The sequence below is a fragment of the Curtobacterium sp. AG1037 genome (assembly GCF_003349855.1).
GTDB lineage: Bacteria > Actinomycetota > Actinomycetes > Actinomycetales > Microbacteriaceae > Curtobacterium > Curtobacterium citreum.
Map to the genome: position 1 here is coordinate 87,531 of NZ_QQAO01000012.1, position 17,416 is coordinate 104,946.

Below are 17,416 nucleotides of genomic sequence, written 5' to 3' on the forward strand. Positions count from 1 at the left end.
ACATTCGGAGGAGTACGTGCCAGAAGGTGTGACCGCGGGGATCACGCTCCTCGCCAACCGCTACGAGATCGGTGACGTCATCGGTCGCGGCGGCATGGCGACGGTGCACGTCGGCAACGACACCCGTCTCGGCCGCAAGGTCGCGGTGAAGCTCCTCAAGCCGAGCCTCGCGAACGACCCGTCCTTCCGCATCCGCTTCCGACAGGAAGCCCAGGCGGCCGCACGCATGGCGCACCCGACGATCGTCCGTGTCTACGACGCCGGCGAAGAGACCGTCGCCGAGCACTCCGGCGCCGAGGTGCAGGTCCCCTACATCGTCATGGAGTACGTCGAGGGCCGTGCGCTCTCCGACATCGTCGCCGACGGGCCCATCGCTCCGGACGAGGCGATCCGCATCACCGAGGGCATCCTGACCGCCCTCGAGTACTCGCACCGCGCGGGCGTCGTGCACCGGGACATCAAGCCCGCGAACGTCATGGTCACGAACACCGGCCAGGTCAAGGTCATGGACTTCGGGATCGCCCGCGCGATCACGGACACGTCGGCCACGGTGGCGCAGACCACGTCGATCCTCGGGACCGCCTCGTACTTCTCCCCGGAGCAGGCGCGCGGCGAGACCGTCGACGCCCGCACCGACATCTACTCCACCGGTGTCGTGCTCTTCGAGCTCCTCACCGGCCGCCCGCCCTTCGTCGGGGACTCCCCGGTCGCCGTCGCCTACCAGCACGTCAGCGAGCAGCCCGTCGCGCCGTCGACGATCTCGGCCGACGTCTCACCGGCGCTCGACGCGGTGACCCTGCACGCCCTGGTGAAGGACCGGACGCGACGCTTCCAGAACGCGGCCGAGTTCCGAACCGACCTGCAGCAGGCAGCGCAGGGCAAGGTCCCGACATCGACCCGGAAGCTGGCGCAGAACGCCGCCAACGACGCATCGACGATGCTCTTCGGCGTCAACCCGCGGACGACCTCCAACCCGGCGGTCGCCTTCCGCGAGCTCGACGACGACACGGCGGAGCACCGCCCGCAGCGCACACAGAACCGTCCCCCGGTCGCGTGGATCTGGCTCGGCATCATCCTGACGGTCGCCGTGATCGTCGGCGTCGGCTTCTTCGTCGCGAACCTGCAGCCCGGCAAGGCGCCGGTCTCGTCGTCGGTCTCCGTCCCGAACGTGGTCGGCGCGACGTGGGACTCCGCGAAGTCGGACCTCGACAAGCGCGACCTCAGCCCGGTCGAGGTCGGCGAGAACTCCGACAGTGTCCCGAAGGACACCGTCATCCGCACCGAGCCGGGCTCGGGCACGAACGTTGCGCGCAACCAGAGCATCCGGGTCGTGGTGTCGCTCGGGCCGGAGCAGGTTGCGGTACCGGACACCGCCGGGCAGACCCAGGACGCCGCACAACAGGCACTCGAGGCTGCCGGCCTCCAGGTCGGCGCGATCAACACCGACTACTCGCCCGACGTGCCCGAGGGCACCGTGATGAGCTCTGACCCCGGGTCCGCCACGCAGCTCGCCAAGGGTTCGGTCGTCAACCTCACCGTCTCGAACGGCAAGGTCCAGCTGCCGAACGTCACGCAGCAGCCGTTCCAGACGGCGAACGCGACCCTGGCACAGCTCGGTCTGACGGTGCAGCCCGCCCCGGCGTACTCGTGCACCGGCGGCACGGTGCTGCAGCAGAGCGCGCCCGCCGGCGACGTCGCGCAGGGCAGCACGATCGTGCTCACGTACTGCGCGGCCTCTGCACAGAAGCCCACCCAGCAGCCGTCCGCGCCCGCCACGGGCGCACCGGCCTCGGGTTCCAGCGGCCTCTAGACCGCAGCGCCTCGCTGGGCTCGCGTCCGGCGCGGTGTCGGCTCGCCGGTCTGGAGGATCGTGGGCGCGTCGGCGCGCTGGCCCACGCTGGTGTTCCTGCTCACGTCTGCGGGCAGGCTCACGTCAGCGGACCGGTCGATACCGGTACTCCTGCTGGCGTCAGCGCCCCGGCATGCGTCAGCGCCCCGGCATGCGTCAGCGCCCCGGCATGCGTCAGCGCCCCGGCATGCGTCAGCGCCCCGGCATGCGTCAGGGCCCTGGCGTCTGCACTCCTCGCGGGCTGGGCTGCTCCGCCGGTCCCGCTCGGTCAGGCCGGCTCCGCTGGCGCGGCCGGCTCAGGCACGCGGCGTCGCGATGAGAGGGGTCAGGTCGGCAGCCCGCTCGGCAGCCCCGTGCAGGCCGGTGGTCTCGAGCCAGTTGCCCACCATCCGGTAGCCGCCTTCGGTGAGCACGGACTCGGGATGGAACTGCACGCCGTACACGGGGGCCTCGCGGTGCTGCACGCCCATGATGACGCCGCCACCGGTTCGCGCCGTGACGGTGAGTTCGTCGGGCACGGTGCCGTCGACGATCGCGAGCGAGTGGTACCGGGTGGCCGTGAACGGGTGCGGGACGCCGGCGAAGAGCATGCTGTCGTCGTGGTCGACCTGCGAGGTCTTGCCGTGCATGAGTTCTTCGGCGTGGGTCACCGTCGCACCGAGGGCCTCCGCGATGGCCTGATGTCCGAGGCACACACCGAGCAACGGCTTGTCGGCAGCGATCGCCGCCCGGACGGTCGGGATCGAGACGCCTGCGTCCGCGGGGGTGCCGGGACCCGGGGAGAGCAGAACGCCGTCGTAGTCCGCGATGCGCTCGGCGATCTCGGACTCCGGGAAGGCGTCGTTGCGGACGACGTCGGTCTCCGCTCCGAGCTGCTGCACGTAGCCGTTCAGCGTGTAGACGAAGCTGTCGTAGTTGTCGACGACGAGGATCTTGGTCATGGTCGGATCACCGTACTCGTGGAGGATGTGCGCGGGCTCCTGAGGGTCTTCCCACACACGCGGTCACGGTAGGATACCGGCCATGGCCAAGGACAAGGACCGCACCAAGCCCGCCCGGAGGACCCGAGCCGACTCGGTCGACACGGCGGGGGACCAGCCCAACCCCGTGTGGTTCAAGCCCGTCATGTTCGGGTTCATGCTCGTCGGGCTCGCCTGGGTCATCGTCTTCTACATCTCGAACACGACCCTGCCGGTGCCGTCCCTTGGTTCGTGGAACATCCTCATCGGGTTCGGAATCATGTTCGTCGGCTTCCTGATGACCACCCGCTGGCGCTAGTCACCCCACCCGTACACGACGCCCGTCGGACCCTGCACGGTCCGGCGGGCGTCGTCGTTCGTCCAGCCCTCGGCTTGCCACGTCCTGTCCACAGGCGGAGCGGGCCCGAGGACGCGCTCTCCACATCGAGCAGCCCCTTCTCCACAGTTCTCCACACTTTCCACACGGACATCCACACCACGATCCCCGAGTTATCCACACCTGATTCCACAGTGGGGATAATCACACGCGTGTAACTCACCGACTTGTCCACAGCTGTGGAGAAATCGCGCCGGTCGTGTGGAAAAGCCGCTCCGCGACGGTCAGTACGGCGAACGCCCCGCCGCACCAGGGGGTGCGACGGGGCGTCAGGCGGTTCGGACGGGTGCGACTCAGCGGAGCAGGCCGTACCCGCCGATGGCGACGTAGGCCGCCGCGATGGCGCCGAGCAGGACGACCGCCTCGGCGACGAGCAGGCCGATCTGCAGCCCGCGCTGCTTGACGTTCCGCGTCCGCGCGAACACGAGCCCGGTCAGGAAGCCGATCACGATTCCACCGACGTGTGCCTGCCACGAGATGTTCGTCCCGGGCAGGAAGCCGACGAGCAGGTTCAACCCCATCACGACGAGCAGCTGGACGGCGTTGTAGCCGAGGCTGCGCTGGATGATGAAGAACGCCGCGAACAGACCGAAGATCGCGCCGGACGCCCCGACCACCGGCGTCCCGGGAGTCAGGAACGACACTGCGACGTCGCCGCCGAGGCCCGCGAGGAAGTACAGCGCGAGGAAGCGCCACGTCCCGAGCAGGTTCTCGAGGATCCGGCCGAAGATGTACACCGCGAACATGTTGAAGGCGATGTGCAGGATCGAGGAGTGGACGAACAGCCCTGTGACGATCCGCCACGGCTGCGTGCCGACGAGGGGCGTGTAGTACGCGAACCACGTCGTGAAGAACCGACCGGTGATCTGGTCGAGCAGCCAGATGACCACCGACACCGCGATGATGACGACGGTGGCCTTCTGGTCGAGCATGGCGAAGCGGCGGCGGGCGACCGTCAGGCCGCTCGCCGCCCCCGACGCACGTCGGTTCGCCGTGTAGGCCGCGCGCTGCTCACGCACGCACTCCGGGCAGTGCACGCCGACCGCTGCCGGCGTCTGGCACTCGGTGCAGACCGTCCGCCCGCACCGCTGGCACAGGATGAAGCTCTGCCGGTCCGGGTGCCGGTAGCAGTAGTCGGCGCGGTTCGCGGCCTGGTCCGTCACCGAGCTCAGACGTCCTCGACGTCGATGCTCTGGATGACGACGTCCTCGACGGGCTTGTCGCGACCGTCGGTGGCGACGCCCTCGATCGCGTCGACGACGGCGCGGGACTCGTCGTCCGCGACCTCACCGAAGATGGTGTGCTTGCCCTGCAGCCACGGGGTGGCAACGGTCGTGATGAAGAACTGCGAGCCGTTCGTGCCGCGGCCACCCTGGATGCCGGCGTTCGCCATCGCGAGGATGTACGGCTCCTGGAAGGTCAGCTCGGGGTGGATCTCGTCGTCGAACCGGTAGCCGGGGCCGCCGATGCCCTGACCGAGCGGGTCGCCGCCCTGGATCATGAAGTCCTTGATGATGCGGTGGAAGACGACACCGTCGTAGAGCTTGTCGGTGGAGACCTTGCCGGTGCCGGGGTGCGTCCACTCCTGCTTGCCCGTCGCGAGGTCGACGAAGTTCTTGACGGTCTTCGGGGCGTGGTTGCCGAACAGGTTGACGCGGATGTCGCCCTTGTTCGTGTGGATCGTTGCGACAGCGGTGTGCAGAGACATGTTCCGATTCTCGCATGTACGGCTGACGGTGACACGGATCACACAGCAGAGGCTCCGTGACCTGTCAGGCGTCGCGGTGGCAGGATGGGGACACGCCGATCCGATGGAGGTACCAGATGACGACGATCGAGATCCCGCGCAAGCGTCGGAAGCAGATCAAGAAGCTCAAGGGCAAGACCGCCTCGCTCCTCGGCGAGCAGCGCAAGGTCCTCGAGCATGCGAACGCGATCCTCGCCGAGGCCCGCTCGCACGCTGCCGACGCAGCCCGCAAGGACATCGCGCCCCGCGTGCAGAACGCGATCGACAACGGGATCCGTCCCGCGGTCGCCACGAGCGTGCACGCTGCGACCTCTGCCGCGCAGAACGCCTCGCACCGCTTCCAGACCGAGGTCGTCCCCGGCCTGGTCGCGACGGCCGGCTCGGTCCTCAGCGTGAAGGACCTCGCGAAGGACCCGCGCGTCAAGAAGATCGTGAAGGACGCCCAGAAGAAGGGCAAGAAGGCCAAGAAGGCCGCCGCGAAGTACACGCCCGGACACCAGAAGAAGGGCCTCGGCTTCGGTGGGGTTGCCCTCATCGTGGTCGGTGTCGTCGCGGTCGCCGGTGCGGCCTACGCTGCGTACCAGACGCTCCGCGCGGACGACGACCTCTGGGTCGCCGACGACGCGGACACGGCGGAGAAGCCCGCCGCCTGACCTCCTCGGTTCGTACGAAGGGCCCTGGCACACGCCGGGGCCCTTCGTCGTCCCCGCCGACGGGTCCGCAACACCCCCGAGCGCGCCACGTCGAAGTGCCGCAACACTCCGCACGAAGCGCACCGGGGTGCCAATCAGAGCCCGCGGCGACCCCGAGATGCCGCAATTTCGGAACCTCGACGAGGACACCCGAGCGTGCCGCGCGCGCGGGACGCTCCCATCGCGGAGCGGCGCGCCGGAGGCGCTGACAAGCACAGAACGAAGCCCCTGGGAAGCCACGAAGTGGCGACCAGGGGCTTCTGCGAGTGGAGCCTAGGAGAATCGAACTCCTGACATCCTGCTTGCAAAGCAGGCGCTCTACCAACTGAGCTAAGGCCCCGGAGCGTCCAGCGTACTGGACGGGGAGTGGATGGTGGGGCTACAAGGACTTGAACCTTGGACCTCTTCGTTATCAGCGAAGCGCTCTAACCGCCTGAGCTATAGCCCCTCAGACCGGATGAAAGCCTACCGTACCGATCCCGAAGTGCGAAATCGAGCGGCGGATGCCATCCGGCCGGGTGTGTCAGTTGTTCGTGAAGCCGACGAGCAGGCCGCCGGTGATCCGCACGCTGAGGTTGTAGAGGACGCTCACGATCGCGCCGAGCACGGTGCCGACGACCACGTTGAGGATGCCCACCACGACGGAGAACCCGAGCACCTGGCCCAGCGAGAACTGGTCCATGATCGAGTAGTTGTTCTGCCCGGTGACGTCCTTCAGCAGGGAGTCCACCTGGGTGAACACGCCCGTCTGGTTCAGGATGACCCACACCAGCGCCGTGGCGACGACGATCACGATGGACCCGGCCAGGGCGATGAGGAAGGACAGCTTCACCATCGACCAGAAGTCGAGGTACACGAGCCGCAGCCGCACCTGACGGGTGCCGACGGGCCGCTTCGCCTTCTTCTGGAGCTTCTCGGCGACACTACTCATTGGTTGACTGGTCCTCTCCGGCCACGGTCTCGGTCGGTTCGGGGGCCGCTTCGTCAGGGCTGACCGTCTCCACCGGGCCCGCGGGCTCGATCTCGGCGTCGTCCTGGTCGTCCAGGTTCCGCTCACTGTTCCGGGCCACCGCGATGATCCGGTCGTTCTCCGCGAACCTCGCGAAGACCACACCCATCGTGTCGCGACCCTTGGCGGGCACCTCGGACACGGCAGACCTTACCACCTTGCCCGATTGCAGCACGACGAGCACCTCGTCGTCCTCACCGACGATGAGAGCGCCCACGAGGTCGCCCCGGTCGGCCGCCAACTTGGCGACCTTGATGCCGAGACCGCCGCGGCCCTGGACCCGGTACTGGTCGACACCGGTGCGCTTGGCGTAGCCGCCCTCGGTCATCACCCAGACGTAGCCGTCGTCCGAGACGACCCGAGCCGCGAGCAGCGCGTCGTCGTCGCGGAAGGACATCCCCTTCACACCGGAGGTCGACCGCCCCATCGGGCGGAGGGTGTCGTTCGTCGCGGTGAAGCGCAGCGACATGCCGTGCTTCGACACGAGGAGCAGGTCGTCGGTCTCGTCGACGAGCAGCGCCTGGACGAGCTTGTCGCCCTCACGCAGGTTGATCGCGATGATGCCGCCGGTGCGGTTCGTGTCGTACTCGGTCAGCGCGGTCTTCTTCACGAGGCCCTGCGACGTGGCGAGCACGAGGTACTGCGCGGCCTCGTAGTCGCGGATGTCGAGCACCTGCTGGATCTGCTCGTCGGGCTGCATCGCGAGCAGGTTGGCGACGTGCTGGCCCTTGGCGTCGCGGCCGCCCTCTTGCAGTTCGTACGCCTTCGCCCGGTAGACGCGACCCTGGTCGGTCAGGAACAGCAACCAGTGGTGCGTCGTCGTGACGAAGAAGTGCTCGACGATGTCGTCCGCGCGGAGCTGGGCGCCCTTGACGCCGCGGCCGCCGCGGTGCTGCGAGCGGTAGTTGTCGCTCCGCGTGCGCTTGACGTACCCGCCGCGGGTGATGGTGACGACCATCTCCTCCTCGGGGATGAGGTCCTCGATGGACATGTCGCCGTCGTAGCCGAGCAGGATCTCGCTGCGGCGGTCGTCGCCGAACCGGTCGACGATCTCGGCCAGTTCCTCGCCGATGATCGTGCGCTGCCGGGTCTCCGACGCCAGGATGTCCTGGAAGTCGGCGATCCTCCGCTCGAGCTCGTCGGCCTCGTCGTGGATCTTCTGGCGCTCGAGGGCGGCCAGGCGACGGAGCTGCAGCTCGAGGATCGCGCGCGCCTGGATCTCGTCGACGCTGAGCAGGTCCATCAGCCCGGTGCGGGCTTCCTCGACGTCGGGCGAGCGGCGGATGAGTGCGATGACCTCGTCGAGGGCGTCGAGCGCGGCGAGGTAGCCCCGCAGGATGTGCGCACGCTTCTCGGCCTCGCGCAGGCGGTACTGCGTCCGACGCACGATGACGTCGATCTGGTGGTCGACCCACGCCGAGATGAACCCGTCGAGCGCCAGGGTGCGGGGCACCCCGTCGACGATCGCGAGCATGTTCGCGCCGAAGTTCTCCTGCAGCTGCGTGTGCTTGTAGAGGTTGTTCAGCACGACCTTCGCCACGGCGTCGCGCTTCAGCACGATCACCAGGCGCTGGCCGGTGCGGCCGGAGGTCTCGTCGCGGATGTCCGCGATGCCGGCGAGCTTGCCGTCCTTCACGCCCTCGGCGATCTTGATCGCGAGGTTGTCCGGGTTCACCTGGTACGGCAGCTCGGTGACGACCAGGCACGTGCGGCCCTGGATCTCCTCGACGTTGACGACCGCGCGCATCGTGATCGAGCCACGACCGGTCCGGTAGGCGTCCTGGATGCCCTTGGTGCCGAGGATCTGGGCGCCGGTCGGGAAGTCCGGACCCTTGATCCGCTGCATGAGCGCCCCGAGGAGTTCCTCGCGGGTGGCGTCCGGGTGCTCGAGTGCCCACTGGGCGCCGGCGGCCACCTCGCGCAGGTTGTGCGGCGGGATGTTCGTCGCCATACCGACCGCGATGCCGACCGACCCGTTGACGAGCAGGTTCGGGAAGCGCGCCGGCAGGATCGACGGCTCCTGGGTGCGGCCGTCGTAGTTGTCCTGGAAGTCGACGGTGTCCTCGTCGATGTCCCGGACCATCTCCATGGCGAGCGGCGCCATCTTGGTCTCGGTGTACCGCGGTGCGGCGGCGCCGTCGTTGCCCGGCGAGCCGAAGTTGCCCTGGCCGAGCGCGAGCGGGTACCGGAGCGACCACGGCTGCACCAGGCGCACGAGGGCGTCGTAGATGGCGCTGTCACCGTGCGGGTGGAACTGCCCCATCACGTCGCCGACGACGCGCGAGCACTTCGAGAACGCGCGGTCGGGGCGGTAGCCGCCGTCGAACATCGCGTAGATCACGCGGCGGTGCACCGGCTTCAGGCCGTCGCGGACCTCGGGCAGGGCGCGTCCGACGATGACGGACATCGCGTAGTCGAGGTACGACCGCTGCATCTCGAGCTGCAGGTCGACCTGCGAGATGCGGTCGCCGGAGACGACGATGTCGCCGGAGTCGCCGTGCACGATCTCGGGCTGCTCGTCGTTCGTCTCGTTGTCGTCAGCCATGTGGCCTGGTCACCTTTCTGCACTGCCTGGAGGCAGGGGTTCCGTCGGTCGCGCCGGGCGCGACCACAGGTGGTCGGGACTGGTCGACGCGGCTGGCACCGCGCCTCCAGGCCGGTCTAGATGTCGAGGAAGCGAACGTCCTTGGCGTTCTGCTGGATGAACTGGCGACGCGACTCGACGTCCTCGCCCATGAGCGTCGCGAAGACGCTGTCCACCGCTGCCGCGTCCTCGAGCGTGACCTGCAGGAGCGTCCGGGTGTCCGGGTTCATCGTGGTGTCCCACAGCTCCTTGTAGTCCATCTCGCCCAGACCCTTGTAACGCTGGATCCCGTTGTCCTTGGGGATGCGCTTGCCGGCGGCGAGGCCGGCGGTCATCAGCGCGTCGCGCTCCCGGTCGCTGAACACGTACTCGTGCGCCGAGTTCGACCACTTCAGGCGGTACAGCGGCGGCTGCGCGAGGTACACGTAGCCGCGCTCGATGAGCGGACGCATGTAGCGGAACAGCAGCGTGAGCAGCAGCGTCGTGATGTGCTGGCCGTCGACGTCGGCATCGGCCATCAGCACGATCTTGTGGTACCGGGCCTTGTCCGGGTCGAAGTCCTCACCGATGCCGGCGCCGAACGCCGTGATCATCGACTGGATCTCCTGGTTCGCGAGCGCGCGGTCGAGCCGGGCCTTCTCGACGTTCAGGATCTTCCCGCGCAGCGGGAGGATCGCCTGGGTCATGGGGTTGCGCCCCTGGACCGCCGAGCCACCGGCCGAGTCGCCCTCGACCATGAAGATCTCGGAGACCGTCGGGTCCTTCGACTGGCAGTCCTTGAGCTTGCCGGGCATGCCGCCCGACTCGAGCAGCCCCTTGCGGCGGGTGGTCTCACGCGCCTTGCGGGCGGCGATGCGCGCCTGCGAGGCCTGGATCGCCTTGCGGATGACGTCGCGCGCCTGCGTGGGGTTGCGGTCGAACCAATCGGCGAGCTCGGTGCCGACGACCCGCTGGACGAAGGACTTCGCCTCGGTGTTGCCGAGCTTCGTCTTCGTCTGGCCCTCGAACTGCGGCTCGCCGAGCTTCACGGAGATGACGGCCGTCAGGCCTTCGCGGATGTCGTCACCCGTGAGGTTGTCGTCCTTCTCCTTGATGATCTTGGCCTCGCGCGCGTAGCGGTTCACCAGCGAGGTCAGCGCGGCGCGGAAGCCCTCTTCGTGGGTACCACCCTCGTGCGTGTTGATCGTGTTCGCGAAGGTGTGGACGCTCTCCTGGTACGAGGTGTTCCACTGCATCGCGAGCTCGAGCGCGATCTTGCGGTCGGTGTCCTCGGCCTCGATGGCGATGACGTCCGGGTGGACCAGGTCGGCCTTCTTCTGCGAGTTCAGGTACTCGACGTAGTCCGGCAGGCCGCGCTCGTACCGGAAGGAGTCCTTGCGCGACTCCTCGCCTTCGTCCGGGGTGCGCTCGTCGCGCAGGCTGATCCGCAGGCCCTTGTTGAGGAAGGCCATCTGCTGGAAGCGCGTGCGGAGCGTCTCGTAGTCGAACTCGACGGTCTCGAAGATGTCGGCGTTCGGCCAGAAGGTGATCGTGGTGCCGGTCTCGTCCGTGGCTTCGTCCTGCGACACCGGGGCCACGGGCACGCCGTCGGTGTAGCTCTGGCGCCACACGTGACCCTGTCGCCGGACCTCGACGTCGAGCTCGGAGCTGAGCGCGTTCACGACCGAGGAGCCGACGCCGTGCAGACCACCGGAGACCGCGTACCCGCCGCCGCCGAACTTGCCGCCGGCGTGCAGGACGGTCAGCACGACCTGGAGCGTCGAGACGCCCTCGGCCGCGTGCACGTCGACCGGGATGCCGCGGCCGTTGTCGACGACGCGGACGCCACCGTCCTCGCGGATGGTGACGTCGATCGTGTCGCAGTAGCCCGCGAGGGCCTCGTCGACGGAGTTGTCGACGATCTCCTGCACGAGGTGGTGCAGACCGCGCGGGCCCGTCGAACCGATGTACATGCCGGGGCGCTTGCGGACGGCTTCGAGCCCCTCGAGCACCTGGATCTGATCTGCGCCGTACGATGGTTCCGACTGCGGAGCCTGTTCGGTCTCGCCCTGCGGGATCGTCCGGTCGTCGTCAGATTCTGCTGCCATGTCGTAGGTGCTCCTGCCTGCGCGCGGAACACCCGCACACTGCACTCCCCAGTCTACCGCAGGGACCCCCTCCTCGAGGGCGTATCCGGCCTCCAGACGGGCTTTTTTCGTCCCTGAGGACGATTTCGTCTGGCTAGCCGTAGGTGTCGCGGGGGCCGCGCCCCTGAACGGTCCTGGGACCGCGTTTCCACGTGGGGACGTCCGGCCCGGAAACCCGGATGGACTGCACGCCCGCCTCCGGGTGCCGCTCGGCGATGGTCGTCGTGATGGTCGACCGCATCAGCCGGAGCTGCGTCGCCCACGCCGTCGAGTCGCAGCGGATGACGAGTGCGCCGTCGTCGATGGTCATGGGCCGGGAGTGCTTCGCGAGCTCGTCGCCGACCACGGCGGGCCAGTCCACGAAGAGCTCGGAGCGGGCGAGGGGTTCGGTCCAGCCGAGCTCGGCGGCCAGCGAGCCGACGACGTCGCCCAGGCCGCGGGGCTCGCGCCCCTTGCCGTACGGGACGGTGTCGGCGTCGAGTTCGCGTGCCCGCCGGCGGCGGGCGTCGACGGTGCGGAGCGACGGGTCGCCGTAGACCGCGCGCAGGTGGCGGTAGACCCGGGCGGGCTCGGTCGGCTTGACGGGCTTCGGCATCAGACGCCGTCGACCGTCGTGCTCGGGGCGGTCGGACTGGAGGCACGGCTCGCGTCCGCCCCGTCGGTCACGATGGTGCCCGCCGCGATCCGGACGGTGTGTGCCGCGAGCTGCTCCGGCACGTCGCCGAACACGGCCGCGGTGATGAGTACCTGCTCGTAGTCGGCGACCGCGCCGGCCAGGCGCTCCCTGCGGGACTCGTCGAGTTCGGCGAACACGTCGTCGAGGATGATGATCGGGTCCCCCAGCGAGGACTCCGCCCGGAGCACGGCGGCACTGGCGAGCTGGACGGCCAGTGCGAAGGACCACGATTCCCCGTGTGAGGCGTAACCACGCGCAGGTAACCCGTTCAGCTGGAACAGGACGTCGTCGCGGTGCGGCCCGACGAGGGTGAGTCCGCGGTCGAGTTCGTCCCGTCGACGCCGCTCGAGGGCGGCCCGGAAGGCATCGGCCGCCGCGGTGACCGAGACCGGCTCGTCCGGGGTGCCGAGCACGGGATCGGTCGCCGCCGCGTCCTCGGGGTCGCCGCCGCGCACGCTCAGGACGCCGGCGATGCTCGCCTCGTGGCGTTCACCGGCGACGGTCGCGTAGGCCTCGGTGACGAAGGGGGCGAGTCGCCGGGTCAGGTGGTCGCGTGCGGCGATGATCTCGGCGCCGAACGCGACGAGGCGTTCGTCCCAGACGTCGAGCGTCGCGAGCGACCCGGACCGTGACCCGGTGGCCCGCGCGGACTTCAGCAGGGTGTTGCGCTGGCGGAGCGTCCGGTCGTAGTCGGCGAGCACGCCCTGCATGCGCGGGGCGATCTGGCCGAGGAGCTCGTCGAGCATGCGTCGCCGGCCAGAGGGTTCGCCGCGGACGAGGGCGAGGTCCTCGGGGGCGAACAGCACGCTCGTGCAGTAGCGCGGGAGCTCGCGGGGCTTGATCGCGGCGCGGTTCACCTGCGCCCGGTTCGAGCCGGTGCGGTTGATCTGCACCTCGGCGAGGATGCTGCGGTCCTCGTGGGCGAGGCGCGCGCGGACGATCGCGGCATCGCAGCCCTGCCGGACGAGGGCGGCGTCGGTCGGGACCCGGTGCGACCCGAGGGTGGACAGGTACCCGATCGCCTCGACCAGGTTCGTCTTGCCCTGGCCGTTCCGTCCGACGAACAGGTTCGGCCCGCGTACGAGGTCGACCTCCGCCTCCCGGTAGTTCCGGAAGTCGGTGAGTTGCAGGTGGTCGACGTGCACGCGGGCCGAGACGAGCTCAGGTGGTTACCTGAACTACGCCTTCTTGACGGCGTGGCCGCCGAACTGGTTGCGGAGCGCCGCGACGGCCTTCATCGTCGGGGACTGGCTGCCCTGACGCGAGACGAAGCGGGCGAACATGGCCGCCGAGAGCGCGGGCATCGGCACCGCGAGCTCGATCGCCTCTTCGAGGGTCCAACGGCCCTCGCCGGAGTCGTCGACGTAGCCCTCGAGCTCGTCGAGCTTCGGGTCCTCGTTGATGGCGAGCACGAGCAGGTCGAGCAGCCAGGAACGGACGACCGTACCGCGCTGCCACCCGGCGAAGACCGCGGGGACGTCGTGGACGATGTCCTTGGCCTCGAGGAGCTCGTAGCCCTCGCCGTAGGCCTGCATGATCGCGTACTCGATGCCGTTGTGGACCATCTTTGCGTAGTGCCCGGCGCCGACACCGCCGGCGTGCGAGAAGCCCTCTTCGCGCGGGCCCTCGGGGCGGAGCGCGTCGAAGACCGGCATGGCGAACTCGACGTCCTCGGCCGCACCGCCCACCATGAGGCCGTAGCCGTTGTCCTTGCCCCAGACGCCACCGGAGACACCGGCGTCCATGTAGCGGATGCCCTTGGCGTCGAGCTGCTTCGCGTGCACCTCGTCGTCGAGCCACTTCGAGTTGCCGCCGTCGATGACCAGGTCACCGGGGCTGAGGACCTCGGCAAGGTCCGTGATGACGTCGTCGGTGATCTTGCCGTGCGGGACCATGACCCACACGAGCTTCTTGCCCTCGGGCAGTGCGGCGGCGAGGGCGCCGAGGTCGGCGACGTCGGAGACGGCGGGGTTCGCGTCGTACCCGGTGACCTCGATGCCTGCGTTGCGGAGACGGGCACGCATGTTGTTGCCCATGCGACCGAGGCCGACAAGACCGATGTGCATGATTTCCTCTTCTGTTCGTCGTCGCGCTGGTGCGTCGAGCACGTCAGCGCAGTGGTACGGCTGTTGCGCTCACCGCAGCAGGAGATTGGGCTGCAGCAGGTACCGGTATCCGTCCGTCGCCGGGGCCTCTTGCGAGGTCTGCCCGGTGATGAGCACCGGACCCGGCTTGTTGGGGTTCTCCGTCTTGGTGAAGGAGATGCGGACGAACTCGGAGTGCACCGCGTTCAACCCGTCCAGGAGGAAGGCGGGCTTCAGCGAGACCACCGTTTCCTCACCGGTCAGCAACGCACTGATCGACTCTGACGCCTGCGCTTGTTCGGAACCGATCGCCTCGAGCGTGAGCCCGTCGACCGAGAAGGAGAACCGGAGCGCCGCTTCGCGCTCCAGGACGAGGGAGACCCGTCGGACGGCCTCGACCAGTTCCGCGGTGTTGATCACCGCGTGGTCCTGGACCGTGTCGGGGAACAGCCGGCGGACCGGCGGGTAGTTGCCCTTGATGAGCAGGGAGGTGACGGTCTTGTCGTCGGCGTGGAACGCGATGAGCTCGCGGTCCGAGCTGCCCGAGATCGAGACCGAGACGGTGGATGCCGACCCGAACGTGCGGCCGACTTCCTGCAGGGTGCGGGCCGGGACGAGGGCGTGCAGCGGCTCGGAGCCGACGCGGCCGGAGTCCCACGCGATCGTGCGGATCGCGACGCGGTAGCGGTCGGTCGCCGTGAGCGAGAGGTCGTTGTCCCCGACCTCGAGCTGCACGCCGGTGATGACCGGGGTGACGTCGTCACGGCTCGCGGCGACGGCGACCTGGGAGACGGCCTCGGAGAACGCGTCGCCGGGGATCACGCCGGTCTGCTCGCCGATCTCCGGGAGCGTCGGGTACTCCTCGACCGGCATGGACAGCAGCGTGAAGTGCGCCGAACCGCAGGTGACCGAGATCTTGGTGTCCTCGGTCGTGAAGGTCACCGGGGCGTTCGGCAGTCGGCTCGCGATGTCGTTGAGCAGGCGGCCGGAGACCAGGACCGTGCCCGGGTCGTCGATCTGCGCCGTGATGGACGTCTGCGCCGAGACCTCGTAGTCGAAGGACGACAGCGTGAGACGGTCGCCTTCGGCGTGGATGAGGACACCGGACAGGATCGGGAGGGTCGTGCGCTGTGGGAGGAGCTTCACCGCGAAGGAGACGGCTTCGGAGAAGACGTCCCGGTTGACCTCGAACTTCACAGCTGGGACCCCTGTCGATCGGTTGGACTGTCCGGCCGCCCCATTGTGGCACAGCGGGAGGAGCGCCGGATTTCTTGTCATCCCGCCGTCCACAAGGTTGGCCCCTCCAACCAGATCGTTAACCAGGATCAATGGTGTTAACGCCTGTGCACAGTGTGGATAACTCTGTGCATCCCGCTTCTCCACAGGGAACTACACACGTGTGAGTTGTGAGTCGCGTGTTGGCGGCGTCTGGATGAACAAATCTCATCTATCCACTTCCATCCCCAGTCTCCACAGGCGGGGTCAGATCTGTGAACAACGCGACCGCGTGTCCTCCACAGTTATCCACAGGCTTTCCACACTGTGTGAATCTCGGCGCATGGAACCGTCTCAGATGGTGGATCATCGCTCGGGCGGGCTGATCCGGGATGGTGATCCGTGCCTCCAGGCCGCCCTTCCTGCGATCACGGAGGCTGGCGCGACGACGGACGCGAGCCCGGAGGCTCGCGTCGACGGCATGGATGCCGGTGCGGATCAGCGGTAGCGGCGGTCCTGCTTGATGCGGCTGGTCAGTTCGGTGACCTGGTTGGAGATCGACCGACGCTCCTTCGCAGGCGTCGGTGGTGCTGTCTCGGTGATCTGCGTCAGCGGTAGCGGCGGTCCTGCTTGATGCGGCTGGTCAGTTCGGTGACCTGGTTGTAGATCGACCGACGCTCCTTCATGAGCTCGGTGATCTTCTTGTTCGCGTACATCACGGTCGTGTGGTCGCGGTTGCCGAACAGCTGGCCGATCTTCGGCAGCGACAGGCTCGTCATCTCGCGGCAGAGGTACATCGCGATCTGCCGAGCCGTCGCGATCGCCTGCGAGCGGGAGGACCCGTAGAGGTCGTCCACGGAGAGCTTGAAGTACTCCGCGGTGTGGTTGATGATGTCCGTCGGCGCGATCACGTTGTCGTCGTCGAGCGTGATGAGGTCCTTCAGGACCGTCTGCACCAGGGCCATGTCGACGGCCGTCCGGTTGAGGCTCGCGAAGGCCGTGACGCGGATGAGCGTCCCCTCGAGCTCCCGGATGTTGCTCGACACCTTCGAGGCCATGAACTCGAGGATGTCGTCCGGCACCTGCAGGTGGTCGGACTGCGCCTTCTTCCGGAGGATCGCGATGCGCGTCTCCAGGTCCGGGGCCTGCACGTCGGTGATGAGGCCCCACTCGAAGCGCGAGCGCATCCGGTCCTCGAACCCGGTCAGGTGCTTCGGCGCGACGTCCGACGTGATGACGACCTGCTTGTTGTGGTCGTGCAGCGTGTTGAACGTGTGGAAGAAGGCCTCCTGCGTGGAGTCCTTGCCCTGCAGGAACTGGATGTCGTCGATCAGCAGGATGTCGATGTCGCGGTACCGCTGCTGGAACTGGTTCGAGCGGTTGTTCGCGATCGAGTTGATGAAGTCGTTCGTGAACTCCTCGCTCGACACGTACCGCACCCGGATCCCGGGGTAGAGGCTCTCGGCGTAGTGGCCGATCGCGTGCAGCAGGTGCGTCTTGCCGAGGCCGGAGTCGCCGTAGATGAAGAGCGGGTTGTACGCCTTCGCGGGGGCCTCGGCGACCGCGACCGCTGCGGCGTGCGCGAAGCGGTTCGAGGAGCCGATGACGAAGTTGTCGAAGTTGTACTTCGGGTTGAGCCGCGACTCCGGGCGACCGCTGGTTCCCGGGGCGTCGATCTGGCTCGGGACGAACGGCGCCTCGATGTACTGGCGGGGCGCGGCGCTCTGCTCGACCGGTTGCTGCACGGGCTCGGCGTACTCCGGGACGTGGCTCGGCACGACGGTGTCCACCCGGGGCTCCGACGCCATGTCCGGGTTGACCGTGATGGCGAAGTTCGCAACCGAGTCGTCACCGACGCGCGAGACGGCCTCGGTGATCGGGATCCGGATGCGCTGTTCGAGCATCCCGCGGGTCAGGTCGTTCGGGACCTCGAGGTAGAGGGTGCCGGCGAGGACGCCCTTCGGTTCGACCAGGTTGAGGAAGCCGTGCAGCTGCGGCGTGATGCGGTCGTCCTCCGACAGGAGGCCCAGGACGGAGGACCAGAGGTCCTCGACGGGATCGGCCGGCATCGTCATGTC

At 68.3% G+C, this 17,416-nt stretch carries 14 protein-coding genes and 2 tRNA genes; 3 read left to right on the forward strand and 13 right to left on the reverse strand.

Translation table 11 applies throughout. The annotated features are described in order from the left end of the window. Positions 1-16 precede the first annotated feature (16 nt). Positions 17-1,810 carry a Stk1 family PASTA domain-containing Ser/Thr kinase gene (gene pknB / locus DEU32_RS15260; RefSeq protein WP_258554896.1) on the forward strand — a complete coding sequence of 598 codons (1,794 nt, stop codon included), beginning with the start codon at positions 17-19 and terminating at the stop codon, positions 1,808-1,810. A gap of 335 nt (positions 1,811-2,145) precedes the next feature. Here pknB and DEU32_RS15265 read toward each other — a convergent pair whose 3' ends face one another. Next, positions 2,146-2,790 carry an aminodeoxychorismate/anthranilate synthase component II gene (locus tag DEU32_RS15265; RefSeq protein WP_114851291.1) on the reverse strand — a complete coding sequence of 215 codons (645 nt, stop codon included), beginning with the start codon at positions 2,788-2,790 and terminating at the stop codon, positions 2,146-2,148. A gap of 82 nt (positions 2,791-2,872) precedes the next feature. On the opposite strand from DEU32_RS15265, the gene DEU32_RS15270 reads away from it, so the two are divergent. Then, a complete protein-coding gene (locus tag DEU32_RS15270; RefSeq protein ID WP_058741043.1) occupies positions 2,873-3,127 on the forward strand; it encodes a cell division protein CrgA in 255 nt (84 codons plus the stop codon). A gap of 371 nt (positions 3,128-3,498) precedes the next feature. Here the strand turns inward: DEU32_RS15270 and DEU32_RS15275 are convergent, their stop codons facing one another. Then, positions 3,499-4,368, reverse strand: coding sequence for a rhomboid family intramembrane serine protease (locus DEU32_RS15275; RefSeq protein WP_114851292.1), 870 nt, complete (start codon positions 4,366-4,368; stop codon positions 3,499-3,501). A 5-nt stretch (positions 4,369-4,373) separates the two neighbouring features. Then, positions 4,374-4,913 carry a peptidylprolyl isomerase gene (locus DEU32_RS15280; protein WP_058741041.1) on the reverse strand — a complete coding sequence of 180 codons (540 nt, stop codon included), beginning with the start codon at positions 4,911-4,913 and terminating at the stop codon, positions 4,374-4,376. Between the two features lie 116 nt (positions 4,914-5,029). Between DEU32_RS15280 and DEU32_RS15285 the strand changes: the two genes are divergently transcribed. Then, positions 5,030-5,605, forward strand: a complete 576-nt coding sequence (locus DEU32_RS15285) for a hypothetical protein (RefSeq protein ID WP_058741040.1) — start codon at positions 5,030-5,032, stop codon at positions 5,603-5,605. 306 nt (positions 5,606-5,911) lie between these two features. Here DEU32_RS15285 and DEU32_RS15290 read toward each other — a convergent pair. The 10 genes from DEU32_RS15290 to dnaA form a co-directional block, all read right to left on the reverse strand. Beyond that, positions 5,912-5,984 (reverse strand) — tRNA-Ala (locus DEU32_RS15290). Between the two features lie 31 nt (positions 5,985-6,015). Then, positions 6,016-6,092, reverse strand: a tRNA-Ile gene (locus tag DEU32_RS15295). 75 nt (positions 6,093-6,167) lie between these two features. After that, the gene (locus tag DEU32_RS15300) at positions 6,168-6,575 is read right to left on the reverse strand and encodes a DUF3566 domain-containing protein (protein WP_058741039.1); all 408 of its coding nucleotides are present in this window, start codon (positions 6,573-6,575) and stop codon (positions 6,168-6,170) included. Continuing rightward, on the reverse strand, positions 6,568-9,198 hold the full coding sequence (gene gyrA, locus DEU32_RS15305; RefSeq protein WP_058741038.1) for a DNA gyrase subunit A: 2,631 nt from the start codon (positions 9,196-9,198) through the stop codon (positions 6,568-6,570). The genes DEU32_RS15300 and gyrA overlap by 8 nt, the downstream gene beginning before the upstream one ends. 116 nt (positions 9,199-9,314) lie before the next feature. Next, on the reverse strand, positions 9,315-11,324 hold the full coding sequence (gene gyrB / locus DEU32_RS15310; protein WP_114851293.1) for a DNA topoisomerase (ATP-hydrolyzing) subunit B: 2,010 nt from the start codon (positions 11,322-11,324) through the stop codon (positions 9,315-9,317). 133 nt (positions 11,325-11,457) lie between these two features. Then, on the reverse strand, positions 11,458-11,958 hold the full coding sequence (locus DEU32_RS15315) for a DUF721 domain-containing protein (RefSeq protein WP_058741037.1): 501 nt from the start codon (positions 11,956-11,958) through the stop codon (positions 11,458-11,460). After that, the gene (gene recF / locus DEU32_RS15320) at positions 11,958-13,184 is read right to left on the reverse strand and encodes a DNA replication/repair protein RecF (protein ID WP_114851294.1); all 1,227 of its coding nucleotides are present in this window, start codon (positions 13,182-13,184) and stop codon (positions 11,958-11,960) included. Before recF ends, DEU32_RS15315 begins: the two co-directional genes overlap by 1 nt. Before the next feature lie 33 nt (positions 13,185-13,217). Continuing rightward, the gene (gene gnd, locus DEU32_RS15325; RefSeq protein ID WP_114851295.1) at positions 13,218-14,105 is read right to left on the reverse strand and encodes a phosphogluconate dehydrogenase (NAD(+)-dependent, decarboxylating); all 888 of its coding nucleotides are present in this window, start codon (positions 14,103-14,105) and stop codon (positions 13,218-13,220) included. Between the two features lie 69 nt (positions 14,106-14,174). Next, the gene (dnaN, locus tag DEU32_RS15330) at positions 14,175-15,320 is read right to left on the reverse strand and encodes a DNA polymerase III subunit beta (RefSeq protein WP_058741034.1); all 1,146 of its coding nucleotides are present in this window, start codon (positions 15,318-15,320) and stop codon (positions 14,175-14,177) included. A gap of 626 nt (positions 15,321-15,946) precedes the next feature. Then, complete coding sequence (dnaA, locus tag DEU32_RS15335; protein WP_058741033.1) at positions 15,947-17,413, reverse strand: chromosomal replication initiator protein DnaA; 1,467 nt, start codon at positions 17,411-17,413, stop codon at positions 15,947-15,949. Positions 17,414-17,416 lie beyond the last annotated feature (3 nt).